At 64.4% G+C, this 23,501-nt stretch carries 13 protein-coding genes and 2 tRNA genes; 5 read left to right on the top strand and 10 right to left on the bottom strand.

Annotated elements, in window-relative coordinates; all coding sequences use genetic code 11:
- Positions 1-187: 187 nt before the first annotated feature.
- The 4 genes from G6N77_RS08060 to G6N77_RS08045 all read right to left on the bottom strand — a co-directional run bounded on the left by G6N77_RS08060 (position 188) and on the right by G6N77_RS08045 (position 5,953).
- Positions 188-3,115 carry an ABC transporter permease gene (locus G6N77_RS08060; RefSeq protein WP_165181502.1) on the bottom strand — a complete coding sequence of 976 codons (2,928 nt, stop codon included), beginning with the start codon at positions 3,113-3,115 and terminating at the stop codon, positions 188-190.
- Position 3,116: 1 nt separating this feature from the next.
- Positions 3,117-3,842: an ABC transporter ATP-binding protein gene (locus tag G6N77_RS08055; protein ID WP_165181501.1), complete on the bottom strand. Its 726-nt coding sequence runs from the start codon at positions 3,840-3,842 to the stop codon at positions 3,117-3,119.
- Complete coding sequence (locus tag G6N77_RS08050; RefSeq protein WP_165181500.1) at positions 3,839-4,486, bottom strand: PadR family transcriptional regulator; 648 nt, start codon at positions 4,484-4,486, stop codon at positions 3,839-3,841. The genes G6N77_RS08055 and G6N77_RS08050 overlap by 4 nt, the downstream gene beginning before the upstream one ends.
- A gap of 483 nt (positions 4,487-4,969) precedes the next feature.
- Complete coding sequence (locus G6N77_RS08045) at positions 4,970-5,953, bottom strand: NAD(P)H-quinone oxidoreductase (protein WP_165181499.1); 984 nt, start codon at positions 5,951-5,953, stop codon at positions 4,970-4,972.
- Positions 5,954-6,057: 104 nt separating this feature from the next.
- On the opposite strand from G6N77_RS08045, the gene G6N77_RS08040 reads away from it, so the two are divergent.
- Positions 6,058-6,145: transfer RNA gene (locus tag G6N77_RS08040), tRNA-Ser, on the top strand.
- Between the two features lie 276 nt (positions 6,146-6,421).
- Positions 6,422-10,954 carry an ExeM/NucH family extracellular endonuclease gene (locus G6N77_RS08035; RefSeq protein ID WP_165181498.1) on the top strand — a complete coding sequence of 1,511 codons (4,533 nt, stop codon included), beginning with the start codon at positions 6,422-6,424 and terminating at the stop codon, positions 10,952-10,954.
- 189 nt (positions 10,955-11,143) lie between these two features.
- On the opposite strand, the gene G6N77_RS08030 is transcribed toward G6N77_RS08035, so the two are convergent.
- Positions 11,144-13,099 carry an FAD/NAD(P)-binding protein gene (locus G6N77_RS08030; RefSeq protein ID WP_306987276.1) on the bottom strand — a complete coding sequence of 652 codons (1,956 nt, stop codon included), beginning with the start codon at positions 13,097-13,099 and terminating at the stop codon, positions 11,144-11,146.
- 58 nt (positions 13,100-13,157) lie between these two features.
- Here G6N77_RS08030 and G6N77_RS08025 point away from each other — a divergent pair, with 58 nt between their 5' ends.
- The 3 genes from G6N77_RS08025 to G6N77_RS08015 all read left to right on the top strand — a co-directional run bounded on the left by G6N77_RS08025 (position 13,158) and on the right by G6N77_RS08015 (position 16,412).
- Complete coding sequence (locus G6N77_RS08025; RefSeq protein ID WP_165181497.1) at positions 13,158-15,350, top strand: prolyl oligopeptidase family serine peptidase; 2,193 nt, start codon at positions 13,158-13,160, stop codon at positions 15,348-15,350.
- Between the two features lie 114 nt (positions 15,351-15,464).
- A tRNA-Ser gene (locus tag G6N77_RS08020) sits at positions 15,465-15,552 on the top strand.
- A 188-nt stretch (positions 15,553-15,740) separates the two neighbouring features.
- Complete coding sequence (locus tag G6N77_RS08015) at positions 15,741-16,412, top strand: FadR/GntR family transcriptional regulator (protein ID WP_165181496.1); 672 nt, start codon at positions 15,741-15,743, stop codon at positions 16,410-16,412.
- A 175-nt stretch (positions 16,413-16,587) separates the two neighbouring features.
- Here the strand turns inward: G6N77_RS08015 and G6N77_RS08010 are convergent, their stop codons facing one another.
- The 5 genes from G6N77_RS08010 to G6N77_RS07990 all read right to left on the bottom strand — a co-directional run bounded on the left by G6N77_RS08010 (position 16,588) and on the right by G6N77_RS07990 (position 23,352).
- Positions 16,588-18,393 (bottom strand): extracellular solute-binding protein, encoded by a 1,806-nt coding sequence (locus G6N77_RS08010; protein WP_165181495.1) that lies wholly within the window; start codon positions 18,391-18,393, stop codon positions 16,588-16,590.
- Between the two features lie 26 nt (positions 18,394-18,419).
- Positions 18,420-19,421, bottom strand: a complete 1,002-nt coding sequence (locus G6N77_RS08005) for an ABC transporter permease (protein WP_165181494.1) — start codon at positions 19,419-19,421, stop codon at positions 18,420-18,422.
- A 6-nt stretch (positions 19,422-19,427) separates the two neighbouring features.
- Positions 19,428-20,390, bottom strand: a complete 963-nt coding sequence (locus tag G6N77_RS08000) for a carbohydrate ABC transporter permease (RefSeq protein ID WP_165181520.1) — start codon at positions 20,388-20,390, stop codon at positions 19,428-19,430.
- A 500-nt stretch (positions 20,391-20,890) separates the two neighbouring features.
- Complete coding sequence (locus G6N77_RS07995) at positions 20,891-22,087, bottom strand: Gfo/Idh/MocA family protein (protein ID WP_165181493.1); 1,197 nt, start codon at positions 22,085-22,087, stop codon at positions 20,891-20,893.
- Entirely contained in the window at positions 22,084-23,352 is a 1,269-nt protein-coding gene (locus G6N77_RS07990) for an alpha-L-fucosidase (RefSeq protein ID WP_165181492.1), read from the bottom strand. The genes G6N77_RS07995 and G6N77_RS07990 overlap by 4 nt, the downstream gene beginning before the upstream one ends.
- Positions 23,353-23,501 lie beyond the last annotated feature (149 nt).

Genomic DNA, 23,501 nt, shown 5'->3' with positions numbered 1-23,501 from the left:
GGGGGGGGGTACGGGGGGGGGGGGCCGGGGCGGGAGAGGACACCCTGCCCGCCCTATCGACGCTCGGTTGCAAACGGGGCACTCTCAGCCAACCCTCGGTTGCAAGTGGGGCGGCGGAGCCCCGGTTGCAACCGAGCGTCCGGGAAATGTGGCCCGTTTGCAACCGAGCGTCGGAAAGGGAGGCGGGTCAGGCCAGGGTCTGCCTCCTTGTCATGGGCAGCTTGCCCTTTGTCAGCAGCCACGCCGCGGCTGCTCCGAAGAGTGGCACCAGGACCACCAGCGCCGCCATTTGCAGCCACGGCAGCCCGATCGGGAAGCCACGCTGCAGGGCCAGCACCACGACCACCGGAATGGCGCCCGCCACAACGCCCAGCACGGTGCCGAGCAGCGCCGTCATGAGGATCTGCGAACCGGCCAGGGCCTTCCTGAGCCGCGTGTCCGCCCCAACGCCGGCCAAAGTGGCATGGTCATTGCGGCCGTCGGCGAGCGCCAGCCCGGCGGTGATGCCGGCGGCGCTGAGGGTGATCAGCGCACCTCCCACCACGATCAGCCACAGCATGAGGTTGACGAAGGTCGGCGGCCCCTGTTCCAGCGAGAACCCTCCAAACGGGCCCATGAAGGGGGCCAGCGAGGAGGCCACCTTGTCCCCGGCAGCCTGGCTCAACGGCCCGGCGGCAGTGATCAACAGCGCCCTGGGGTCAACCGGCATGCCCATGGCCTTGGCCGTTTCCGCGGAGACCACTCCGTAAAAGTGCAGCGGCCTGTCCGGGGCATCGACGACGGCGGCCAGCGTCTTGGTGCTCAGCGGCACGAAGTCCGGGCGCAGGTACGTTGGGCCGGCAGGCTGTGATCCTGGGTCGACGGAGACGTAAAACCCGTTGCTCTGGCTGCTCTCGGCGTGGTAGTCGACGCTGATGACGGCGGCCTTGCCGGAATCGTCCACATATATCGTGTTGGTGACAACGATCCCGCCGGACTTCAGTGCCGTCCGGGCTGCGTCACTGGGCCGGTGCCCCAAGAGTGCGGCCAGTTCATCTTCGCCTCCCACCACAATGGGCGGCAGGAAAGTGCCGAAGTTCGTGGTGCTCATGGCCCCGGTGCAGCGCCAGTCGCCCAAGTCAATGGGCTGGGCGTCCTTGGCCAGTTCGCAGCGGTTCGCGGCCGGTTCGGCCAGCACCCAGCCAATGCAGGGTGCCTGGATGTAGTCGCCGTTCTCCGCGACGGTGCCGGACGGGCAGGAATTCGTCGAGACGGCGCCACGGAGTACGTTGGTGGCCACGTCCGGGCCTATGGAGGACTTCAGTGCTGCCGTGACTTTGGAAGGGTCGACCGTGACCATTTTGCCCCGGCCCACGGCCACAGCGCCGCCATGGCTGTTCGTCGGCCCAACGTCGTAGTCCTCATATTGAAGGGGAATGCCCACCTGGTTGAGGTTGGCCTGCCATCCGTACGTATCGCTGACCTGCTGCATGGCACTGGCGGTGCCCACCATGAGCGCACTGGACAACGTTGCGGCGGCCAGCACCGCAGCGACCGCCGGAACCGTCCGGCCGCGGTTCCGCGCGGAATCCCGCGCGGCCAACCGGAGCGCAATGGGAAGCCAGGCGGTCCGGGCCGTCAACAGGTCCACGATGCGCCCCGTGAAGCAAATCAGGGCAAAGACCAGCATGACGGCGCCCGCAATGATCAAGCCGAGGTACAGCGGCTGCCATCGATACATTTGCAGGTCCCCGCGCTTGGCAACGGCCACGATGCCACCGGCCGCCATGGCCGCCGCGGCCAGAATGGCCAGGCCAAAGCCAATGCGCACCGTCCACTTGGCGGGCTCATCGGCGGTCCGTCCGGACTTGAGCGCGGACAGCGTGGCCTGCTTGGAGACGGCCCGGGCCGGGACCAGGGCGGCGAGCCAGCCGGACACCAGTCCCACGGCCACCAGCAACACGATGCCCAGCCACTGGACGTGCAGGCCGGAAAAAATGGTCTGCCCCGCCGCCCGGACTGCCAAAACCCCGATGGATGCCGCCACTGTTCCCAGAACAACCCCTATTGCGCCGCCCGCCAGTCCCAGCCACACACCACTGGCCGTCACCACGGAACGCAGCATGCCTGCCTCCGCCCCCGATGCTGCCAGCAGTGCCAAATCCCGTTGTTGCTTCCGGGCGCCCACGGCAAAAGCAGCCCCGGCCAGCAGCCCCACTTCCAGCAGCGCCAGCACGCCTACGAGGGACCCGAGAACCGCCAGGCTCAGGACATTTTGAAGACGGCCGTCAGACGCTGCGTCATTCGGCTGCACGGGCCGTTCCGCCAGCGACGGCGGGTCAAGGATCAAGCTGCGCGAGGTGAGCTGCACCCCCATGGCGTTGAACGCCTTGGCGTCGTTCCAGCCGAGCGGCCTGTCGCCGGCAAGGTAAACAACGGCCGGGGACAGGGACCCCGCCATGGAAGCGGGCACCTGGTCCCGCTTCAGGTAGAGGACGGTGTTTCCGTCCGCGACCCCGGCGTCGCGGACGGTGCCGACCAGCTCAAAGGTGCCGGCCGACGTCGTCAGCGTCCCGCCCGGCTGGAGGCCGAAGCGGCTGAACAGGCCCGGCGAACCCACGGCCTGGCCCGCCCCTGACGGCGCTGCGCCCTCCAAAAGCCTGTATTTCCCGGCAAAGGCAGGGTCAAGGACATCCGTGACAACGGCCTGCAGCGGCACCTGGGCCTGGCCCACCGGACTGGTGGCCTGCAGGTATTGGCTCGCAATGGCGCGGTAGCCGGGCGGCACCACGTCAGCCGGGGCGGCGGGCGTGAAATTCTTGTCCGGCTCCCCCTGCCCCGACGGGTAGCCAAGGTCGCCGCGCACGGCCTGCACGCTTTTGGCGTTGATGGCCTCCAGCGGGGCGAGCCTGCCCTGGGTCTGGCCCAGTTCATGCAGCACCGTTTCCTGGGGCGTGGCGAGCATGCTTTGCCCGGCCGTGGCCGCTGCCGACAGGCCAAATATGGGCAGCGCAATCAGCGCCATAATCAGCGCCGACCGGCCCTTGTGGCGGCGGATGTCCCGCCACGCCATGGTCAGCGCCAGGCGCAGCCGCGGCCGGCGGCCCCCCTTCACGGGGGTGAGGTCCAGGGCCATCTCAGTGGGCCCGCCCGGTCAGCAGCACCGACGGATCATGCTGCGAGGCGGCCTCGTCCACAATGCGCCCGTCCTTGAGGAACACCACCCTGTCCGCCCACCCGGCATGCCGGGCCTCATGCGTGACCAGCACGACGGCGGCCCCCGCCTCCGTGCGACCCCTCAGCACCTCCAGGATGCCGTCTCCCGTGGCCGAGTCCAGGGCGCCAGTGGGCTCATCCGCCAGAATCAGCCGGCGATTGCCCACGATGGCCCGGGCAATGGCCACGCGCTGCTGCTGCCCGCCGGACATCTGGTCCATAAACCTGTCCGCCAGGTCCTCGATGCCCACCAGGCGCAGGGCGTCATTCGCCTGCCTGCGGGCCTTCCTGGCCGGGATTCCGTCCAGCTCGCGCGGCAGTGCCACGTTTTCCGCCGCCGTCAGGGTGGGCACCAGGTTGAAATCCTGGAACACGTAGCCCACGGCCCGGCGCCGCAGCCGGGCCAGTTCGTTGATGCTCAGCCCGCCCAACGGAGTCCCCTCCACAAACACCTCCCCGCCCGTGGCCCTGTCCAGGCCGCCGGCCAGTGTCAGCAGCGAGGACTTTCCGGAGCCGGACGGGCCCATGACGGCCACAAACTCCCCCGCATGGATGGTCAAATTGACGTTTCGCAGCGCCGCGACGGCCGTGGCTCCCGCGCCATAGGTGCGGCTCACGCCGTCGAGCTGCAGGACCTCGCTGCTCATTTGGACACCGCCCGGGTCCCGGCCGCTGCGGCCGCCGGGTGTTCGGCCGCCTGGCGTTCGGCCACCGCTGTCCGTTGCTTCCCGGCGCGCACGGCACGCTGGGCCATCCAGCCCTCGCAATGGTCCAGCCACCTGACCTCCGCCTCCGCGGTGAAGATGAGCGAGTCCAGGACCAGCAGCCAGGCAGCGTCGTTGGCCTTCGGCCCGCCCTGTGCTGCCGGAGCAGCGTCAGCACTGGTCGCTGCAGCCCGGCGCTGGCGCGTGTAGTCCTGCAGCTGCCGCATCGAGGCGGTGCGTTGGGCCTGAACGACGGCGGCAACATCCACGCCGTCCAAGGTCAGGGCCAATGCCAGTTTGATGGCAAGCTCGTTGCGGGGCGGATTTGTGGCAGCCACGGGCTGTGCGAACCAGTCCGTCACTTCGGTGCGCCCGGCGTCAGTGATGGTGTACACCACGTGACCCTCGCCGTCGTCCCCTTCCTTTTCGACCAGGCCGTCCCGCTCCAGCCGGTCCAGCGTGGTGTAGACCTGGCCAATGTTCAGCGGCCAGGTGGAGCCCGTCCGCTCCTCAAACTCGCCGCGGAGCTGGTACCCGTATCGCGGGCCCTCCTGCAGCAGGGCCAACAGTGAATGCCTGATTGACATGTGAATCTCCCCAAGATCGGCGCGGCCGCCCCCAATGGCCGGCCGCGACAACGGTATGCATACCGCGTATGGCAAACACTAGTTACCGGGTATGCAATGCGCAAGGGGTGTTTCGCCATCGGGAAGGGCGCGGCAATTCGATGGCGCAGCTGATGCGGGCTGCGGGCCCGGCGGAGAATCGATGGAGCAGCTGATGTGGGCTATGGACGGGCCAGCCCGCAGGTGCTGCACCACCGAATCCACCAGCCCGCAGGTGCTGCACCACCGATTGGGGCAGGGCCGGAATTCGGCCGGATCCGGGCATGGGCACGCCGAAACCGGGGTCAAACAGTCCCTTAGCGGCGTTCGTGTCGCGACTGTGGGGTTGACCCTCGCCGACACGGGGGTCCTCTCGGTGCGGTGGCGGCTTGGCCCCGTACTCGGAGGGGCCCGGGCCTCGACGCGCTCGCAGGGCTCGCTGCTCGACCACCGGGGCAGGCCGGGCTACAGCGTCAGCAGGACTTTGCCCACGTGGGCGCCGGAGTCGAAGTATTCGTGCGCGGCAGCGGCCTGGGACAGCGGGAATGTCTTGTCCACCAGGGTTTTGACGGCCCCCGACGCCAACAGCGGCCACACGTGCCCGCGCACCCCGTCCATGATGGTCGCCTTTTCCTCCGCGGGCCGGGCCCGCAGGGTGGTGCCAATGACGGCAGCGCGCTTGGCGAGCAGGGCACCCAGGTCGAGCTCCGCCGTCGTGCCTCCCTGCAGGCCGATCACCACCAGGCGGCCGTACAGGGCCAGGGCCTGCACATTCTGGGCAAGGTACTTGGCGCCGACGACGTCGAGAATCACGTTCGCGCCCAGGCCGCCGGTGTGCTCGCGGACCAGTTCCACAAAGTCCTGGGAGCGGTAGTTGATGGCCAGGTCCGCGCCCAGGTAGCCGGTGAGCATGGCCGCCTTTTCGTCGCTGCCGGCCGTCGCGATCACGCGCGCGCCGGCCGCCTTGGCCAGCTGGACCGCCATGACGCCAATGCCGCCCGTGCCGCCGTGGATCAGCACCGTCTCCCCTGGCTGCAGCTGGGCGGTCATGAAGAGGTTGGAATAGACCGTGGCGGCCACCTCGGGCAGCGACGCGGCCGTGACCACATCCACGCCGCCGGGCAGGGGCAGCACCTGGCCGGCCGGAACCGCCACCTGCTCCGCATAGCCGCCGCCGCTGAGCAGGGCCACCACCTTGTCCCCCAGGGAAAACGGCCGCGTAACGTTGGGGCCAAAGCCGGCAATGCGGCCCGAGACCTCCAGGCCCAAAATGGTCGAGGCCCCGGCGGGAGGCGGGTAAAAACCCCGGCGCTGCTGGACGTCCGCCCGGTTGATGCCCGCCGCGACCACGTCGATCAGGACCTCGCCCGGTCCCGGAACGGGTGCGGGGACCTCCGCCAGGGTCAAAACGTCCGGACCTCCCGGCTGCGGGGCAACAATTGCCTTCATGACACTCTCCACTTGACTTTTCCACGGGCAATTCCACTGGCTGGCACGGGCAGCTGTGGCCGCTTTGGTGGCACCGCCCTGCTTATGAAACACTACTAGGGTAAGGAAGGTTGTCCGAGCGGCCGATGGAGCTGGTCTTGAAAACCAGTGTGCGGTAACCCCGTACCGCGAGTTCGAATCTCGCACCTTCCGCACAGGCAAAAAGGACGCGGCCCCGGTGACGGGGCCGCGTCCTTTTTGCTCGTTAAAGGCCACATTCATTCACGTCCACGCACTCGGAAAGCGTTTGCTTGACCGCCCCCTCCCGTTCATGGATGATTCACTTTTATGTGTGAGGCTCAAAGACGATCCTGCGGGGCTGGCTGGACCCGGCCCTTTTTGCTTTGGGTTTCTCTCTAAATGCAGTACAAAACACCTTTCATCATCACCCACAGCACAACTGTGCAACCACATCCGAGAGTTGGAAACATGAAGACCAACACCCTTATGAAGGCGGGAATGGGGGCCATCGTGGCCCTTGGACTCGCCGCGGCCCCGCTGGCGTTGTCGCCTGCGCAGGCCGAACAGGGCCCCGCCACAGCGGGCCCAACCACGACGGCGGCGCTGGCGCCCACAGGTGCCCTTCCGGCCGCCGTCACGGCAGCATCCCACGTGATCATCAACGAGGCCTACCTCAACGGCGGCAGCGCCGGGGCAACATACAAGAACCGCTTCGTGGAGCTGTACAACCCCACCGATTCGGCCATCAACCTCAAGGGCTGGTCGCTGCAGTACCGTCCCGGTGGAAATACCGGCGCCATCAGCATTTCTGCGGCGCTTGACGGCCTGTCCGGCATCATCCCCGCCAAGGGCTACTACCTGGTCAAGGGGGCGGCCAATGGGGGCGCAACCCCCGCCGGCAGGGACTTGCCCGCGGCCGACGTCGAATCCAGTTCCTTGGCCTTCGCCGCCAGCACCGGCACCATTGTCCTGTCCAACCAGTCCGCCAAATTCCAGGCCCTGCCCACCGGATCAGTGGTGGGCGAGCCCGGCGTGGTGGACTTGCTCGGTTACGGCACGTCCAACACCTTTGAAGGTGCCGCAGGACCCACCGGCAGCGTGTCAAAGTCGCTGAACCGCCCCGGGTTCGCCGACACGGACAACAACAAGAACGACTTCACACCGGCAGACCCGACACCCGTGGGCACGCAGGGCGGCGACACACCCCCGCCCCCGCCCGAGGACGCAGGCGCCATGAGCATCGCCGAAGTCCAGGGAACAGGCATTGCCAGCCCCTTTGAAGGTTCCATTGTCACCACCAAGGGCAAGGTCACGGCCGTCTACCCCGACGGCGGCTTCAACGGCTACTTCATCCAGACCCCCGGCACCGGCGGGGACCTGGACCTCGCCACGCACAAAGCCTCGGACGGCGTATTTGTCTACTCGCCCTCCACGGTCCGCAGCGTGAAGATCGGCGACTACGTCGAGGTCAAGGGGCTGGTCTCCGAATTTGGTGGCGCCGCGGACGCCAACAAAACCACCGAGGTCAACGTTTCCGCCGGCGACATGACGGTGCTGTCGGACCCCGCCGCAGAGGTCAAGGCCACCGTGTTGAAGACCCTCCCGGCCACCGATGCTGAACGCGAAACCCTCGAGGGCATGCTGGTGGCGCCGCAGGGCACCTTCACCATCACCGACAACTACTCGCTGAGCAGCTACGGCGAGATCGGCCTGGCCGCCGGCACGACGGCGTTGGCCCAACCCACCGCGGTGGCCCCGTACGGGTCCGTGGAGTACGCCGCGCAGGTGGCCGAGAATGCTGCTCGCGCCATCAAGCTCGACGACGGCTCCAGCGCCAACTACTCCACCACGGGGTCCTCCATCCCCCTGCCGTGGCTCAGCGCCGGCACCCCGATGCGGGTCGGCTCGCAGGGCGAGTTCAGCTCCAACGTCATCTTTGACAACCGGAACAATGCCTACAAGTTCCAGCCCCTGGAGCCGCTGACGGCGGCCAACGCTGCCTCCGTGCAGCCCATCGCCTTCGGCAACAACCGCGAGGCAAAGCCCAAGGACGTGGGCGGCAACCTCAAGGTGGCCTCCTTCAACGTGCAGAACTACTTCCCCACCACGGGAGACCAAGAACCGGCCTGCCAGTTCTACCTGGACCGGGACGGCAACCCCCTCACCGTCAAGGGCGGCTGCCTGCAGCGCGGCGCTGCGAACGCGGCAAGCCTTAAGCGCCAGCAGGACAAGATCGTCTCCGGCATCAACGCTTCAGGCGCCGACGTCCTCTCCCTGGAGGAGATTGAAAACTCCGCCAAGTTCGGCAAGGACCGCGACAACGCACTGTCCATCCTGGTGGCCGCACTGAACACCGCAGCCCCCGGCACCTGGGACTACGTCCGCTCCCCCGCAACGCGCCCGGCTGTGACCGACGAGGACGTCATCCGGACGGCCTTCATCTACAAAAAGGCCGTGGCCGAGCCCGTGGGCGGCTCCGTGATCCTGGACGATGCAGCCTTCACCGGCATTGCCCGCCAGCCGCTGGCCCAGGCATTCAAGATGGTGGGCGCACCGGATGCCTCCAAGGTGCTGATGATTGTGAACCACTTCAAGTCGAAGGGTTCGGCCATCGGCAGCGACACCGACAAGGGACAGGGCAACTCCAACCTGGCCCGCACTGCCCAGGCCAAGGCGCTGCTGGCATTCTCGAATGCACAGCAGGCAGCACAGGGCACGCAGAAGGTGCTGCTGATCGGTGACTTCAACGCGTACCTGCACGAAGATCCGATCAACGTCCTCACGGGCGCCGGCTACGTGGACCAGGACGCCAAGACCACCAAGCACTCCTACAGCTACGGCGGCATGGTGGGTTCCCTGGACCACATCCTGGCCTCGCCTGCTGCCGAGGCCATGGTCACGGGCGTGGACATCTGGAACATCAACTCCGCCGAGTCCATTGCCATGGGCTACAGCCGGTACAACAACAACGTCACCGACTTCTATGACACCTCGGCGTTCGCAGCCTCCGACCACGACCCCGTGGTTGTTGGCCTGAAGATGGCCCCGGCTCCCGGAAGCACCCAGGAAGTCAACATCCTGAACATCAATGACTTCCACGGCCGCATCGACTCCAACACGGTGAAGTTTGCCGGCACGGTGGAGCAGCTGCGCGCCGCCTCCGGAGACGCCAACACCGCATTCCTGTCCGCGGGCGACAACCTCGGCGCCAGCCTGTTCGCCTCCGCATCGCAGGATGACAAGCCCACCATCGACGTGCTCAACGCGCTGGGGCTGTCGGCCTCCGCCGTCGGAAACCACGAATTCGACAAGGGCTACGCGGACCTTGACGGCCGCATCCGCACCGCCGCCACGTGGGATTACCTCGGCGCCAACGTATACGCCAAGGGCACCACCACCCCGGTGCTTGACGAATACAAGGTCATCGATGTCAACGGCGTGAAGGTGGCCGTCATCGGTGCCATCACACAGGAGACCCCCACCCTGGTGACCCCGTCGGGGATCGCCAACCTGGACTTCGGCGATCCCGTGGCAGCAGTCAACCGCGTCGCAAAGAAGATCACTGACGGCCATCTGGCCGACGTCATCGTGGCCGAGTACCACGAGGGTGCCGGGGCGGGAACGCCCGACGGCGCCACCTTGGGCCAGGAGATTGCCGCCGGCGGGGCGTTCGCCCAGATCGTTGACACGACCTCCCCGTCCGTCAACGCCATCTTCACCGGCCACACGCACAAGCAGTATGCGTGGGACGCACCGATCCCCGGTGTTGCCGCTGATGCCGCACTGAAGACGCGCCCCGTCCTCCAGACGGGCAGCTACGGCGAGTTCATTGGGCAGATCCAGCTGACTGTGGACGCCACCACCCACCATGTGAAGTCGTACACGCAGCGCAACGTGGCCCGTTCGACCACAGCCGACGCCACACTGGTTGCCAGCTACCCGCGCGTTGCCGCCGTCAAGACCATCACGGACAAGGCCCTGGCCGACGCCAAGGTTGCCGGCAGCGTCAAGGTTGGCGAAATTTCCGCCGACATCACCACGGCCCAGACCACTGACCCGGCAACGGGCACCGTCAGCCGCGACGACCGTGCCAGCGAATCGACGCTGGGCAACCTGGTGGGCAACGCCCTCCTGGATGCGCTGAAGTCGGAGCAGACGGGCGGCGCCGAGATCGGCGTCGTGAATCCAGGCGGCCTCCGCGCGGACCTGCTCTACAAGAACGCAGGCTTCGCCGACGGCGTGGTCACCTACGCCAACGCCAACGCGGTGCTGCCGTTCGTGAACAACCTGTGGACCACCACCCTCACGGGCGCACAGGTGAAGACCATGCTGGAACAGCAGTGGCAGACCAACGCGGACGGCAGCATCCCCAGCCGCCCGTTCCTGAACCTGGGCCTGTCCTCCAACATGTCCTACACCTACGACGCCACCCGGGCGCTGGGCGACCACATCACCTCGGTCACCATCAACGGCGCGGCACTGGATTCCGCCCGCAACTACCGCGTGGGCACGTTCAGCTTCCTGGCAACGGGCGGCGACAACTTCCGCGTGTTCACCCAGGGCACCAACACCAAGGATTCCGGCCTCATTGACCGCGACGCCTGGATCAAGTACCTGGGCGAGCAGTCCGCCAAGGCCCCGATCGCCCCCGACTTCTCACGCCGCGGCGTGGAGGTTGAAGGCAATCCGGCCGTGGTGGACGCCAAGGGCACTGTCAGCTTCCAGCTCAACAAGCTGGACCTGACCTCCCTCGGCAGCCCGAAGAACACCTCCGTCACGGTCCAGTTCACCGACAGCAAGGGCAAGACGACCGTGGTTGACACGGTGGGCGTGAGCAACGGTTCCGCCAAGGTCACCTTCCAGCTGCCGGCCGACGCCCGCACGGGAGGCACCATCACCGTCAGTGCCGCACCCAGCGGCACCACGGTGAGCCTGCCGGTAACCATCACCAACCCGAATGCGCAGTGCAAGCGCAACCCGGGCAGCAAGGCCTGCGTCTAGGCCGTAGCACCCCGACGGCGCACCTCCCTTCCGCTTTCAGTTCCGTGAAAGCGACTGGGGAGGTGCGCCGTCGTTTGGGGACTTTCCGCCGGGGCAAAACTCGACTCGAGTTCTGCCCCGGGTGCACCTGGGGCAAAACCCACCACGAGTTTTGCCCCAGAGGGAAGTCCGCGTAAAGGCGGATGGGGTTCAGGCCAGGATGTCCGCCGCGATGGCGTCGGCGTCCAGCACGGTGCGGTAGCCGCTGCGGTATTCGGCGCCGGCCTGGGCGGCGATGGCCGTGCCCCACTGCACGGAGGAAAGCTGCAGGCCCAGCACGTACAGCCCGGGCACCGGCGTGCCGGCACCGTCGAGTGGACGGTAGGGGGGCGCGGACACGTCCAGGCCGCTCGTGACGACGGCGCCGCCGTCGGCCGCCAGCATCACCCGGGGCCGGGCCAGACCGTCCGCCTGCAGGTTGTTCAACAGGCGCGACGCGGTGCCCTGCACGCGGTTGGCCGGGGCCAGTGCCTCCACCAGGTGCCGGGCATGCCACGGTTCGGCGTCAACCCAGGGCGAGGACAGCTGGAAGAGCCCGTGCTGGATGCGGAAGACCGGGTCAGGTCCGGAGAAGTGCACCACGCCTGCGCGCACCAATGCCGCCAGCTGCTCCATCCGCAGCGCGGGAGGCCCGCTGGCCAGGCCCTCGACAAAACCTTCAAACCAGCCGCGCAGCTCGCCCAGCCACGACTCCTGCGTGATGCCGCCGTCCGCCACCAGCGACTTGATGATGGCCCGCCCAGCATTTAGGGCGCCGATGGCCATCTTGACAGGGTCCTCCTCGCCGCGGGCCGAACTGGCGGCGTCGTCGGCCAGGTAGGCCAGCACCGCCGCATCCAATTCGGCCTGCGAGCCGAAACGGTGCTTGCCTCCGGGGCGCAGGGGGTGGTGGGACAGCGGCCTGGCCAGCGCGGCCAGGTCCAGCGCCCTCCCTTCCGCCACATGCCGGGCCGTCAGGGACTTCAGCCGCTCAGCCCAGTCCACGCCGTCGCCGTCGAGCCCGGAATGCAGCAGCGCGTCCAGCTCCGGCAGGAATCCCGCGGCAAGGGCATCCGGGGAGCTGCGCCCCAGCGTGGTGTAGTACGCCCACAGTGTGTCCCGGTGGAGCAGCGGCCAGATGTCGTGCTCAAAGCCGGCCGTGGCGCCCATGCCACGGATCTTGGCGACGGCGTCCTCGCCCAGGAAGCGCAGTTCCACGCCGGCCGGGTAGTAGCTCTCCAGCGCGGCCTTGGCGCGGTAAGGCGTGCCGCGCCGCGACGCCCCCACCACCACCGGCTCCCGTCCGGAGGGCACATAAGTGAGCGCGCCGCCGTCGGCCGCGGTGGTTTCAAAGCGGCCGCCGCGGCCCTCGGTCAGCTGCCCCAGCACGTCAAAAAAGTTCAGCCCCATGCCGCGCACCAGCACGGTGGCGCCCGCCGGCAGCTGGTCCCAGTCAACATCGTTCGGCACGGCAGGGGGCAGGTAGCTGAGCCCATTGGCGCGGGCGTCGTCGCGGAATTCGCGCTGCGCCGGGCTCAGCCGCGTCTCCACGTGCCCCAGCGCCAGGACCACCTTGTCCGCGTGCAGCGTTTCCCCGTTGAGAAGCTCGACGCCGTAGCCGCCGTTTTCGTGGTCCCTCGCCACCCGCCTGGCCTCGGCACGGTGGTGGGTGACGGTGGCGCCGTCGGGCAGCTTTTCCAGCAGCCGTGCCACGCACCACGAAAGGTAGCGGCCGTAGAGGGCCCGGCTGGGAAAGCCTGTGGCGGTGAGCTGGGCCAGCTCCGCACGGTCGCCCTCGCTGAGTGCGGGGTCCGGGGTTTGGCGCATCCGGCCGCGCCAGTCGTTGAAGCTGCAGCCGGCCAGGGGCGCTGCGGCAACACCTTGATCGGGAATCAGCGTGGGAAAGAAGGACTGTGTGTTCATCAGGTACAGCCGGGACTGTTCCGTGCGCCACACGTGGCCGGGGCCGGGTGGGAAGGGGTCCACCAGGTGGATGTGCAGGGGCCGGGGAGTGCGTGCGGGCCGGGCGGGCCGGGCGGCGTACTGGGCCAGCAGTCGTTCCATGACGGAGGTCCCGCGGGGGCCCGCCCCCACAATGACCACTGCCAGCCCGCCCGATGTTTCCACCCCTTGAGCTTAACGGATGGCGCCGGGCCCGGACGGCGGACCTGCCTAGGATGGGCACATGAGCCAAACCACTGATGCAGCCAAGCCCGCCGCCGCACCGCCCGTTCCCGAAAAGGGCCTCGCGGACGAACCCTTCGACGAGAACCTGTGGCTTGAGGACATCCACGGCGACGACGCGCTGGCATGGGTCCGCGAGCACAACGCCCGGACCGACAAGGCCTTGGTGACGCCGGAGTACTCGGCCCTGGAGGCGAGCGTCCTGGAGGTCATGGACTCCACCGACCGCATCGCCATGGTGTCCAAGCGCGGCAGCTGGTACTACAACTTCTGGCGGGACGAAGCCAACCCCCGGGGGCTGTGGCGGCGCACCACGTGGGAAAGCTACCTCACGCCCTCCCCGGACTGGGACGTCCTGCTGGACGTCGATGCCCTGTGCCGGGAGGAGGGCGCCGACTGGTTCTGGGCCGGCTCGCAATTCCTGCGGCCGGCCCCGGGCACGGAATACCGGCGGGCCATGGTGGCGCTCTCCCCCGACGGAGGAGACGCCGTTGCGTACCGCGAGTTCGACGTCGAAGCACGCGCCTTTGTGCCGGGCGGCTTTGAACTGCCGACGGCGAAGACGCGCCTGAGCTGGTTGGATTCGGACACGCTGTACGTGGGCACGGACACCGGCCCGGGATCCATGACGGTGTCCTCCTACCCGGCCGCGGCCCGGGTGCTGCGCCGAGGCGAGTCCATGGCGCAGCTGGCGGCGCGGGAACCGCTGTTCTCGGTGCCGCCGGACCACCTCAGCGGCGGGGTGTCCCATGACAGCACACCCGGCTTTGAACGCGATGTGGCGTACGACGTGCTGGACTTCTTCAACTCGCGAACCTACCTGCTGGTGGGCGGCGACTGGGTGCACATTGACGTCCCGGACGACATGAACGTCTCCCTCCACAAGCAGTGGCTGCTGCTGCGGCCGCGCACGGACTGGACGGTTGGCGGTGAGGCGCCCGCCACGTACGCTGCCGGGACCCTGCTGGCCATTGGGCTCGATGCCTATTTGGCCGGGGACCGCGCCCTGTCCACGATCTACGCCCCGACGGCAACGCAGTCCCTGCAGTCGTGGAGCTGGACCCGGGACTTCCTGCTCCTGAACCTGCTGGAGGATGTCTCCTCCAGGATTCTGGTCCTGGACCCCGCCGCCGGCTGGGCGGCTTCGGCACTGGATGCCTGCCCTCCGCTGCACTCGGTGGACGCCTATGCCGTGGACGATGAGGACCAGGACCCGGACACCCCGCATGCCGGGAACGAATACTGGCTCGTTGCCACGGGATTCCTCACGCCCACCGCGCTGTTGCGCGGCACCATTCCCGCAGCCGGGACCGCCACCCCGGCCGGGCCGGCAGCGGCGGTCCGGCAGGCGCCGTCGTTCTTCAAGGAGGCGGACTACCGCGTGGAGCAGCACTTTGCCGTCTCCGACGACGGCACCCGCATCCCCTATTTCCAGGTGGGGCCCAAGGATTTAAGGCTCGACGGCGGCAACCCGACGCTGCTGGGCGGATATGGCGGTTTTGAGGTGTCGCGCACGCCGGCGTACAGCGGTGCCGTGGGGCGCACGTGGCTTCAGCGGCGCGCCATGGTGGGCGGGGCGGAGCGCGGCGGCGTGTACGTGGTGGCGAACATTCGCGGCGGCGGCGAGTACGGGCCGTCCTGGCACACGGCGGCGCTGCAGGAAAATCGGCACAAGGCGTATGAGGATTTTGCGGCCGTTGCGCGGGACTTGTCGGCGCGCGGGGTGGCCTCGCCGGCCCACTTGGGCTGTGCAGGGGGCAGCAATGGCGGGTTGTTGGTGGGCAACATGCTCACGCAATACCCGGAACTGTTCGGCGCCGTGTCCTGCGGGGTGCCGCTCCTGGACATGCGCCGCTACACGAAACTGTCCGCCGGGGCGTCGTGGATTGCCGAATACGGCGACCCGGACGTGCCGGAGCAGTGGGCGTTCATCAAGACGTTTTCGCCATACCACCTGCTGCGCGCCGGGGTTACCTATCCGGCCACGTTCATTTGGACGGCCACCTCGGATGACAGGGTGGGGCCGGTGCAGGCACGGAAGATGGCGGCGCGGATGGAGTCTCTGGGGATTCCCGTGTGGTTCCACGAGGCGCTGGAGGGAGGGCACGCCGGGGCGGGAAACAACGCCCAGGCGGCGCGGCTGCACACTGCCTCGCACGAATTTTTATGGCGCGCGCTGACGGGCGCGGCGTAATTCCCGCCGCCGGCGCACCGCGTCCGGTTCCGGAGGCCGTCCGTTTTGCTTAACACCCCTTCCTCTAGGTAAAGTTTGGGATGCTGGTTGGGGGCTTCTACCCCGGCCAGCGCTGGAGACGTGCCAGAGCGGCCGAATGGGCTTCACTGCTAATGAAGTGTGGGGCACAACTCCACCGGGAGTTCAAATCTCCCCGTCTCCGCACATGAAAAGCACCCCTGGCTGGTTCAGGGGTGCTTTTTTGTTGGCCGGTGGCCGGGCAGCGAGCCCTGCGAGCGCTGCCCGGTGGTCGAGCAGCGAGCCCTGCGAGCGCGTCCCGGTGGTCGAGCAGCGAGCCCTGCGAGCGCGTCGAGACCCCCGGCGCAAACGTCAGACCAATACACTTGACCCATGGCTGTCACTGACGAAGCAATCACCAAAATCAAGGACATGATCCTGTCCGGCGAACTGTCCGCGGGCGACAAGCTGCCGCCTGAACAGGAATTGAGCGAAAAGCTGGGGCTGTCCCGCAGTTCCCTCCGGGAGGCCGTCAAGGCGTTGGAGATCATCCGGGTGCTGGACGTTCGGCGCGGGGACGGGACGTACGTCACCAGCCTGGAGCCGAAGCTGCTCACGGAGGCCATGACCTTCATCGTGGACCTGCACCAGGACAAGTCGATCCTGGAAATTTTTGAGGTCCGCCGCATCCTGGAACCGGCTGCGGCCGCCATTGCCGCCGGGCGGATATCGGCCGGGGAGATCACCGCCCTGCGTGCCACCATGGCGGACATCAGCGAAGCCACCAGCGTGGAATCGCTGGTGGAGCATGACCTGATGTTCCACGGCCTGATTGCGGGTGCCGCCAACAACTCCTATCTGGCCAGCGTCCTGGACGCGCTTTCCAGCGGAACGGTCCGCGCCCGGATCTGGCGCGGCCTCACCCAGGAAAAAGCCGTGGACCGGACCTTGGCCGAACACGCCGCGATCATCGATGCGCTGGAACGCGGGGATGCCGAACTGGCCAAGGCCCTGGTCACTGTCCACATCAGCGGCGTGGAAAACTGGCTGCGACAGGCGCTGTGAGGCGCGCGACCGATCCAGGCGGTGTGAAAAATCAGCCGGCCCGGGCGGAACCGAATGCCGCGGCTTCTTCCGGTGCTTTTACCGGAAGTCACGAGATCCCCTGCATAGACGCCCAAATATAGGCTTCCATGCAGGGGACCGGCGTTGAGGTGCTGGGCACCGATACCGCTTGGGACTATTTCGCGGATGTGTCCGTCAACAGCTGAAGGTACTGGTCCTGGCCGAGCTGCTGGAACTTCTTCTTGTGGTTGTCCCACACCTTGTCATCATTGATGTCTAGTTCCCCGAGGATGAACTTGGCGTTTGATTGACTCAGGTAGGTCCCCAGGTTAGTTTCCCACTCGCCGACCTGTGCGGCCTGGCTCTCGTCAAAGAACGGGGCTGTGAAGAATTTTTCTTCGGCGACGGCGAATGGCTCGTACAATTTGCCCGCCTCGTAAAGTGCGGGCTCGACTGATCCCGAGGCCGGGTCAACTGATTCACTGAGCCGGACGTCATTCTGATAGTTGTAGGGGCCCCATTCGTACCAGCCGAGGTTTTTCTCATCCTGTCCGGCGGCAACTCTGGAGAACGTTGCCTGCTTTCCATTGATTCCCAGCTGCCCTTTCTTGGCCCATTCGAAGCCGACTCCGAGGGGACCGCTGGGCATGCTTCGGCAAACTTCCAGATTCATCTGTGCGTCCGCCCAGCGAATCATGGTTTCCGGGTCCTTGCAGTTCTTGGTAATGATCAAACCAACGACTCCACCTGCCGAATAGTCCCAGGGGCAGACCGCGCCTATTGACCCATTCTTGACTGGTGCGATGACCTCGTATTCCCTGTACCTGGCCTTCGGATTCGACGCTTCGACGTCGGCGTACGAGCCCTGGGATCCACCTTGGACCAAGCCCACCAGGGCACCGGCGGGGTTCATGACCTGACGCTTGAGTTCATCGCCGGTCTGAGTAAACGACCGCTTGTCGAGCAACCCTTCCTTGGCAAGGCCGGCCATGTAGCGAAGGCCGTCCCTGTAGAAGTCCTGGGTCGGGGCATAAATCAGTTTGTTCCCTTCGCGGGACACGTTGCTCGCAGGCAGGTATCCGAAGCTCTGCATGATGTAGCCAATGAATGAACTCCCCTCGCCGGCCTTGCTCGCCGACATGGGGACGGATGATGCCAGTCCTGACGGATTCTTTTCCTTGAAGGCCCTGAGCATCGCGGTAAATTCATCGAGGGTGGTCGGCGCCTTAAGTCCGGCCCTTTTCAGCCACGTACTGTTGACCCACATCCGCACCTCCGAGGATCTGCAGTGGTAGCACTGGTTGACGGCGGGAAAGGCGTACATTTCGCCATCCGGGGCAGTGAAGTCGTCACGGAGCTTGGGAACGTTTTTGAAAACTTCGAGAAGTTCGGGCGCAAATTCGTCAATGAGCTTGCCGACTGGCGCAAAGAGCCCCTGCTGCCCGTAAATGTATATCTGGGACCGGCTGAACCCACCCATCCACGCTGGCCCGAGCATCATCGCATCGGGCAAGTCGCCGCCGGCCAGGATGTTGTTGACTTTGGGAGTGCCTTCCTCCCCGATCGGTACAACTTGGTAGTTGACCTTAACACCGGTCTTCTCTTCCAACCACACGGAAAACTTATTGGTCTTCATGTTCTGTCCGGCGAAGGTTCGCGTCAGTACCGAAAATTCCGTTTTGCCGTCGCCAAACTTCTTCAACTCGCGCGCTTTGGGTCCAATGTAGCCCGCACCGTAAGGGACTTTGGTGTCCTCAGCACCCAATTCGACCTGCAGTGTGGCAGATCCAGCTTTATAGGCGGTTTTCTTATCCGATCCTCCCTTGGTGCCGTTGTCGCAGGCAGTCAGAACGGCACCGGCCGTTGCCGCAGTGATGCCGAGCATGGCTGCCGTTCGCAGGAATTGACGCCTGCCAACTGTCCCGGATGCAACTCCCTGCACCAGGCTGACTTTTTCCTGGCTGTCAAATACAAACTTCATGACTCTCCTTGGTTTGTTCGAGGTGCTTAGAGCAGCCCGGATTTGGTGATGCGGCGCGCCATCCAATTGGCGAGCAGCAGAAGTATCACGCCGACCACGGATTGAAATATGCCGATAGCCGTGGCGTATGAGTACTGAGGAACGGCAGAATTCAGCCCTACTTGGTAAACGTAAGTGTTGATGACTTGCGAGATGTCCAGGTTGAGGGGGTTCTGCATCAGCAGGACCTTTTCGAATCCCACATTGAGGATGCTGCCGATGTTCAGAATGAGCATGATCACTGCAATGGGCATGATGCTTGGCAGATCAATGTGCCAGACTCGGCGAAGCTGTGAAGCGCCATCCATTTTGGCCGCTTCGTGCAGTTCGGGCGGAACCCCCGCCAATGCGGCCAGATAAATGATGGCGGCAAACCCTGCAGACTGCCATACACCGGAGAAGACGTACAACGACTGGAACCACTCAGATTGCCCCATGAAATCGATGCGTGGCAGGCCCACTGCCGAGAAGAATTGATTTACCACGCCTGTGGAGGGTGAAAGCATCATGGTCATGATGCCCACGACAACCACCGCCGAAAGGAAGTTGGGGGCGTAGGCAACCAGCTGGACTATCCTGCTGAAGACCTTCTGGCGCAGCGTGTTCAAGGCCAACGCCAAGAGAATGGGTGCGGGAAACGCGACCAACAGTTCGTACATGTGAAGCACCACTGTGTTCTTAATTAGCTCAAAGAACTGGTAGCTGCTCAAAAAGCGAACAAAGTACTTCAGCCCCACCCAGTCCGAACCGGTGATTCCATGCGCCGGCGTATAGTCTCGGAAGGCGATTTGAATCCCGTAGAGCGGCCAGTAGCAAAAGATGGCCACCCAAACCAGGGGAATCAACAACATGGCGTACAACTGCCAGGCGCGAAGCATCCGCCGGCCCAGCGAAACTGACTTGTTGGCTCGGGGTTCGGGCGCCTTGACAATGACGGGCGCCGGCGTCGTCGCCGATTCACCTGCGACTTGAATAGTTGTTTTCATCATTTTCTCTTAGCCCTTCAGGGATCCGATCATCATGCCCTTGACAAAGTGTTTTTGCACGAAGGGATAGATGAGAAGTGGAGGAACACTGGCGATAACAATGAGGGCATATTTCAGCTGGTCTGCAATGCGTTTGAGCTTTTCAATCTGGGCTGGATCAACACCCGACATCTTCGACGGATCAAACGAGTTCTGCAGCAGGATGTCTCGCATAACCATCGGCAGCGAGTACAGGTTCTCGTCGGTGAGGTAGATGATGCCGTTGAAGTAGGAATTCCATGACGCCACCGCGAATAGCAGCGCGTTGACCGCAATGATGGGCTTGGAAATGGGGACCACCACCCGGATAAAGAACGCCCAGTCGGACGCTCCGTCAAGACGCGAACATTCCAGCAGTTCTTTGGGAACATTGACCTGAAAATAGGTTCGGGTGATGATCAGCTGCCAGACGCTCATTGCGCCAGGAAGGATCATGGCCCAGGGCGTGTTGAGCATGCCCAGACTTTTGACCACCAAATACGACGGAATCATGCCGCCTGCAAAGAACATGGTGAAGACAAAGACCATCATCAGCAATCGATGGCCCGGCATGTCAGTCCGGGAAATTGCGTACCCTCCCGCAATAGTTGCAAATGTTGCGAAAACGGTGACGGCGGCCCCGTAGAAAACGGAGTTGATCAGCCCACGAAAGATCAACGGGTATTCGAAAATTGCCTTGTACCCGTCCAGCGAGAACCCGACCGGCCACAATGTCACCTGGCCTGAATTGACGGCCAGAGGATCCGAGAAGGATGCGCTCACAACGAAAATCAGCGGATAAATAATGGAGAGCCCGAGCAGCAGCATGATCACTACGAGCAGCGTATTGAGGATACGGTCACCTTTCGGTTCCTTGATCTTCCGCGCATGACTCTTCCTGCCGGTTGGCTCGGGACGGAGCCGTCCAGGGCGCAATGCCCTTCGTTCGCGCATCGTACTCACGTTTGCTCCATTCGAGTTCAGTTGACCCCTCAAGGGGTCGTATGTGATCTAGACCATTTCTACAGCCATCCGATGTTTGCTGTCAATATCATGACACAAACTCCCAAAAACGCACATCCTTCCCTGAACTAATACCTTTGGGGCGAAATTCATCCGATGAACTCGATCAGGCTGGTTTTGGAATGGCTCCAGAACCATCGCCGATTGACCTACATGGAACCGATAATAGATAGGACATGGAATCTCCACAAAGCGTTCGCAGGCTGTTCAGGCGTACTAGTCCGATCGGTTTTGAGTGCGCGGAGGATAGCCAATGCGCGTCGGGCGGCTTTGACAATTTTAGTTGCTCCGGCATTTTCAGAACGTGTATGACGATGCGCAGCGCGCCGGCAACGCGGGCTACTTCGCCTCACCTTCCGGCAACCGCGCTTCCCACTTCCCAGGCGCCATCGACTCGCACACGACCTAGCAGATGCCAAGGCGGCCATCCATCAAGGCCTGGATTGTCCGCTGGAAAAGTAGTCTTCAAGCGCCTTCTCGACCAGAGGGACGGCAACCGGCATGGAACCGGACCGCAAGGACTCGGCAGCAGATGCGGCAGTCGCCACGGCCTCCCTCGCCGCGATTGGAGAGGTATCGGTGGCGCCACCGTGGCGGATAAATCTCATGAACTCTGCCATCGTCCGCTGGTCTGCACCGCCGTGGCCTGATTCATCTCCGCCAATGACATATTCCACGTCACCATCCGGCTGGTACTCGTGACGTTTTTTCCAAACCTTGATGACGCCTCCACCGGTGTCACCAAAGTTCTCCATGCGCCCACGGCTGCCAATGACCGTGTAGTTTCGCCAATAATCGGGCGTAAAGTGGCATTGTTCGTAAGATGCCAAGGCACCGTTGTCCAGACGCATGTTGACCATGGAAATGTCTTCTACGTCGACGACAGGGTTTAGGTCCCGCTGTGATTCCGGCGGCCAGTTGTCCATGCTAAACCATTCGCCCATCAGGCGGCCTGTGTTGTCCGCCCGAGAGGGATTGACTCCATAAATCATGAGATCACCCATTGCCGAAACGGTTCTTGTGTAGCCGCCGGCGAGCCAATGGATTACGTCGATGTCGTGTGCACCCTTTTGCAGCAGCAGCGTGTTGCTGTAGCGCCGGTCGGCGTGCCAGTCCTTGAAATAGTAGTCTCCACCGTGGCCCACGAAGTGCCTGCACCAGACGGCTTTGACGTCGCCAATCTCCCCGCGCTCAATGATGCTGCGCATCATCGTAACCACGCTCATGTGGCGCATGTTGTGTCCAACGTACAGTCGGCTGCCGGATTCAAATGCGGCGGCCAGTATCCGGTCGGCGTCCGCCGCCGTCGTCGCCATCGGCTTTTCAAGATAGACAGCGATGCCGGCCCGAAGAAGGTGTTCAGCCACGTCTGCGTGCTGGTCGTCAGGGACCGTGACAATCGCCGCGTCAACACCATGATTCACAAAATCCCGGTAGTCGCCGATAAAAGGCACGCTGGTACCGAAGAGCTCGGTCGAGCGCTTCACTGCTGCTGGACTGATGTCAGCCGTGACAACAAGTTCAGCACAATTTCCAACGGCCGAAACCCATTCACCGATAGTTGCCCGCGCACCAACACCAACCAGGCCAACTCGAAGAACGCGATCCTGATCTTTCTGTCCACTCATCGAACACCCTCCGGCTCTGTTGTCGGTGCCGCGTAGCCGTTCGGAATGCTGGGCATTCCAACATCCGGGTCCCCCACATACACGCAGGCAGAGGCAAGCCTGCCGTTTTTCCCGTTGAAATTAACCCGCAGCGTACTGGCGCTGGTGGCATCCACCTGATGTATCCTGCGTATCCCGACGGTCTGGCCGGCTGCCAACTCCGTGCCGTCCACGGAGATGGTGTGATGGCTGAGTCCCTGTCCATTCACAAGGTCCTCCACGAGTTCAATGTGAGTAAACTTGGTCTGCTGCGGCAAAGTTAAGCTGGCGCCATCCCCATCGTTGTCAACCACAGCGTCAATTCGTCCCGAGAACCGACGGTCCAGCTCCGTTCGCCAGGCGTCCACCGTTTTGCGGTCCTCTTCCGGGATCCGTCCACGCCGATCCGGGGCAAGGTTCAGAAGCAGGTTAGCTCCCATGCCGACGGAACGGTAATAGATGGCGAGCAGGTGCTCCACGGACTTGGCTTCATCTCCGGAATTCCAAAACCAGCCCCGTCGGATCGAGACGTCACATTCCGGCGGCAAGTAGGCCATCGAATCCAGCTTGGTGGCAGAGTCTGTGTACTGATCGTTGTCAGTTTTTGCGACCACATAGTTGACCGGGTCGCTGGCCAAGCCGTCCTCGTTCCCGACCCAGCGTATGGTGGGACGGCCCATGTTGAAGATCATGGCCTCCGGCTGGTGTTCGTGAATGACGGCAGTAATCCTGCCCCAGTCATAACTACGGCCCGCGGACCCAGCCCCGTCAAACCAGAGTTCCATGAGGGGCCCGTAGTCCGTGCACAGTTCGGTCAGCTGCCGTACGTAGAAATCGTCATAAGCTGCCGGATCGCCATAGCTCGGTGCGTTCCTGTCCCATGGGGATAGATAAATCCCAAATCCCATTCCGGCGCGGGCGCATGCCTCCGACACCTCCAGGACAACGTCACCCCTGCCATCCTTCCAGGGGGAAGACGCCACTGAATACTCGGTGGTGGACGTGGGCCATAAGCAAAATCCGTCGTGGTGCTTGGCTGTCAATATAAGGTATTTGGCACCGGCAGCCTGGGCGGCAGCCACCCAGTTGTCGGCGTCCAGCCCGCTTGGATTGAAGCTGGCTGCGGGCAACGTTCCGTCGCTCCATTCCAGCGCCGCAAAGGTGTTGACGCCATAGTGGATGAAAATGCCGAGCCCAAGTTCTTGCCAGCGGAGTTGGGCGGGTGTCGGTGCGGGCGGCTTCATCATCAGCCCCATTCCCCCAATGCGCCAAATTGTCCGGCAAGATGCTTGCCGGCCGGGCGCGCACCGACCATTCTTAGTGTGGATGTCATACTTTGGAACCCCTTATGATCTCGTTGTGATGAGTTGGGCACGTTTGGCACCAAGATCACCTC

Source organism: Arthrobacter silviterrae (assembly GCF_011045165.1).
Lineage (GTDB): Bacteria > Actinomycetota > Actinomycetes > Actinomycetales > Micrococcaceae > Specibacter > Specibacter silviterrae.
Note: the sequence above shows the minus strand (reverse complement) of the source record. Positions and strands in the feature narration are given on the sequence as shown.

Bases quoted from the DNA above. Each gene is read 5' to 3' on its own strand.
- G6N77_RS08025 (WP_165181497.1), top strand. From the start codon at position 13,158: ATGAGCCAAACCACTGATGCAGCCAAGCCCGCCGCCGCACCGCCCGTT.
- G6N77_RS08010 (WP_165181495.1), bottom strand. From the start codon at position 18,393: ATGAAGTTTGTATTTGACAGCCAGGAAAAAGTCAGCCTGGTGCAGGGA.
- G6N77_RS08060 (WP_165181502.1), bottom strand. From the start codon at position 3,115: ATGGCCCTGGACCTCACCCCCGTGAAGGGGGGCCGCCGGCCGCGGCTG.
- G6N77_RS08005 (WP_165181494.1), bottom strand. From the start codon at position 19,421: ATGATGAAAACAACTATTCAAGTCGCAGGTGAATCGGCGACGACGCCG.
- G6N77_RS08000 (WP_165181520.1), bottom strand. From the start codon at position 20,390: ATGCGCGAACGAAGGGCATTGCGCCCTGGACGGCTCCGTCCCGAGCCA.
- G6N77_RS08055 (WP_165181501.1), bottom strand. From the start codon at position 3,842: ATGAGCAGCGAGGTCCTGCAGCTCGACGGCGTGAGCCGCACCTATGGC.
- G6N77_RS08035 (WP_165181498.1), top strand. From the start codon at position 6,422: ATGAAGACCAACACCCTTATGAAGGCGGGAATGGGGGCCATCGTGGCC.
- G6N77_RS07990 (WP_165181492.1), bottom strand. From the start codon at position 23,352: ATGATGAAGCCGCCCGCACCGACACCCGCCCAACTCCGCTGGCAAGAA.
- G6N77_RS07995 (WP_165181493.1), bottom strand. From the start codon at position 22,087: ATGAGTGGACAGAAAGATCAGGATCGCGTTCTTCGAGTTGGCCTGGTT.
- G6N77_RS08045 (WP_165181499.1), bottom strand. From the start codon at position 5,953: ATGAAGGCAATTGTTGCCCCGCAGCCGGGAGGTCCGGACGTTTTGACC.
- G6N77_RS08050 (WP_165181500.1), bottom strand. From the start codon at position 4,486: ATGTCAATCAGGCATTCACTGTTGGCCCTGCTGCAGGAGGGCCCGCGA.
- G6N77_RS08015 (WP_165181496.1), top strand. From the start codon at position 15,741: ATGGCTGTCACTGACGAAGCAATCACCAAAATCAAGGACATGATCCTG.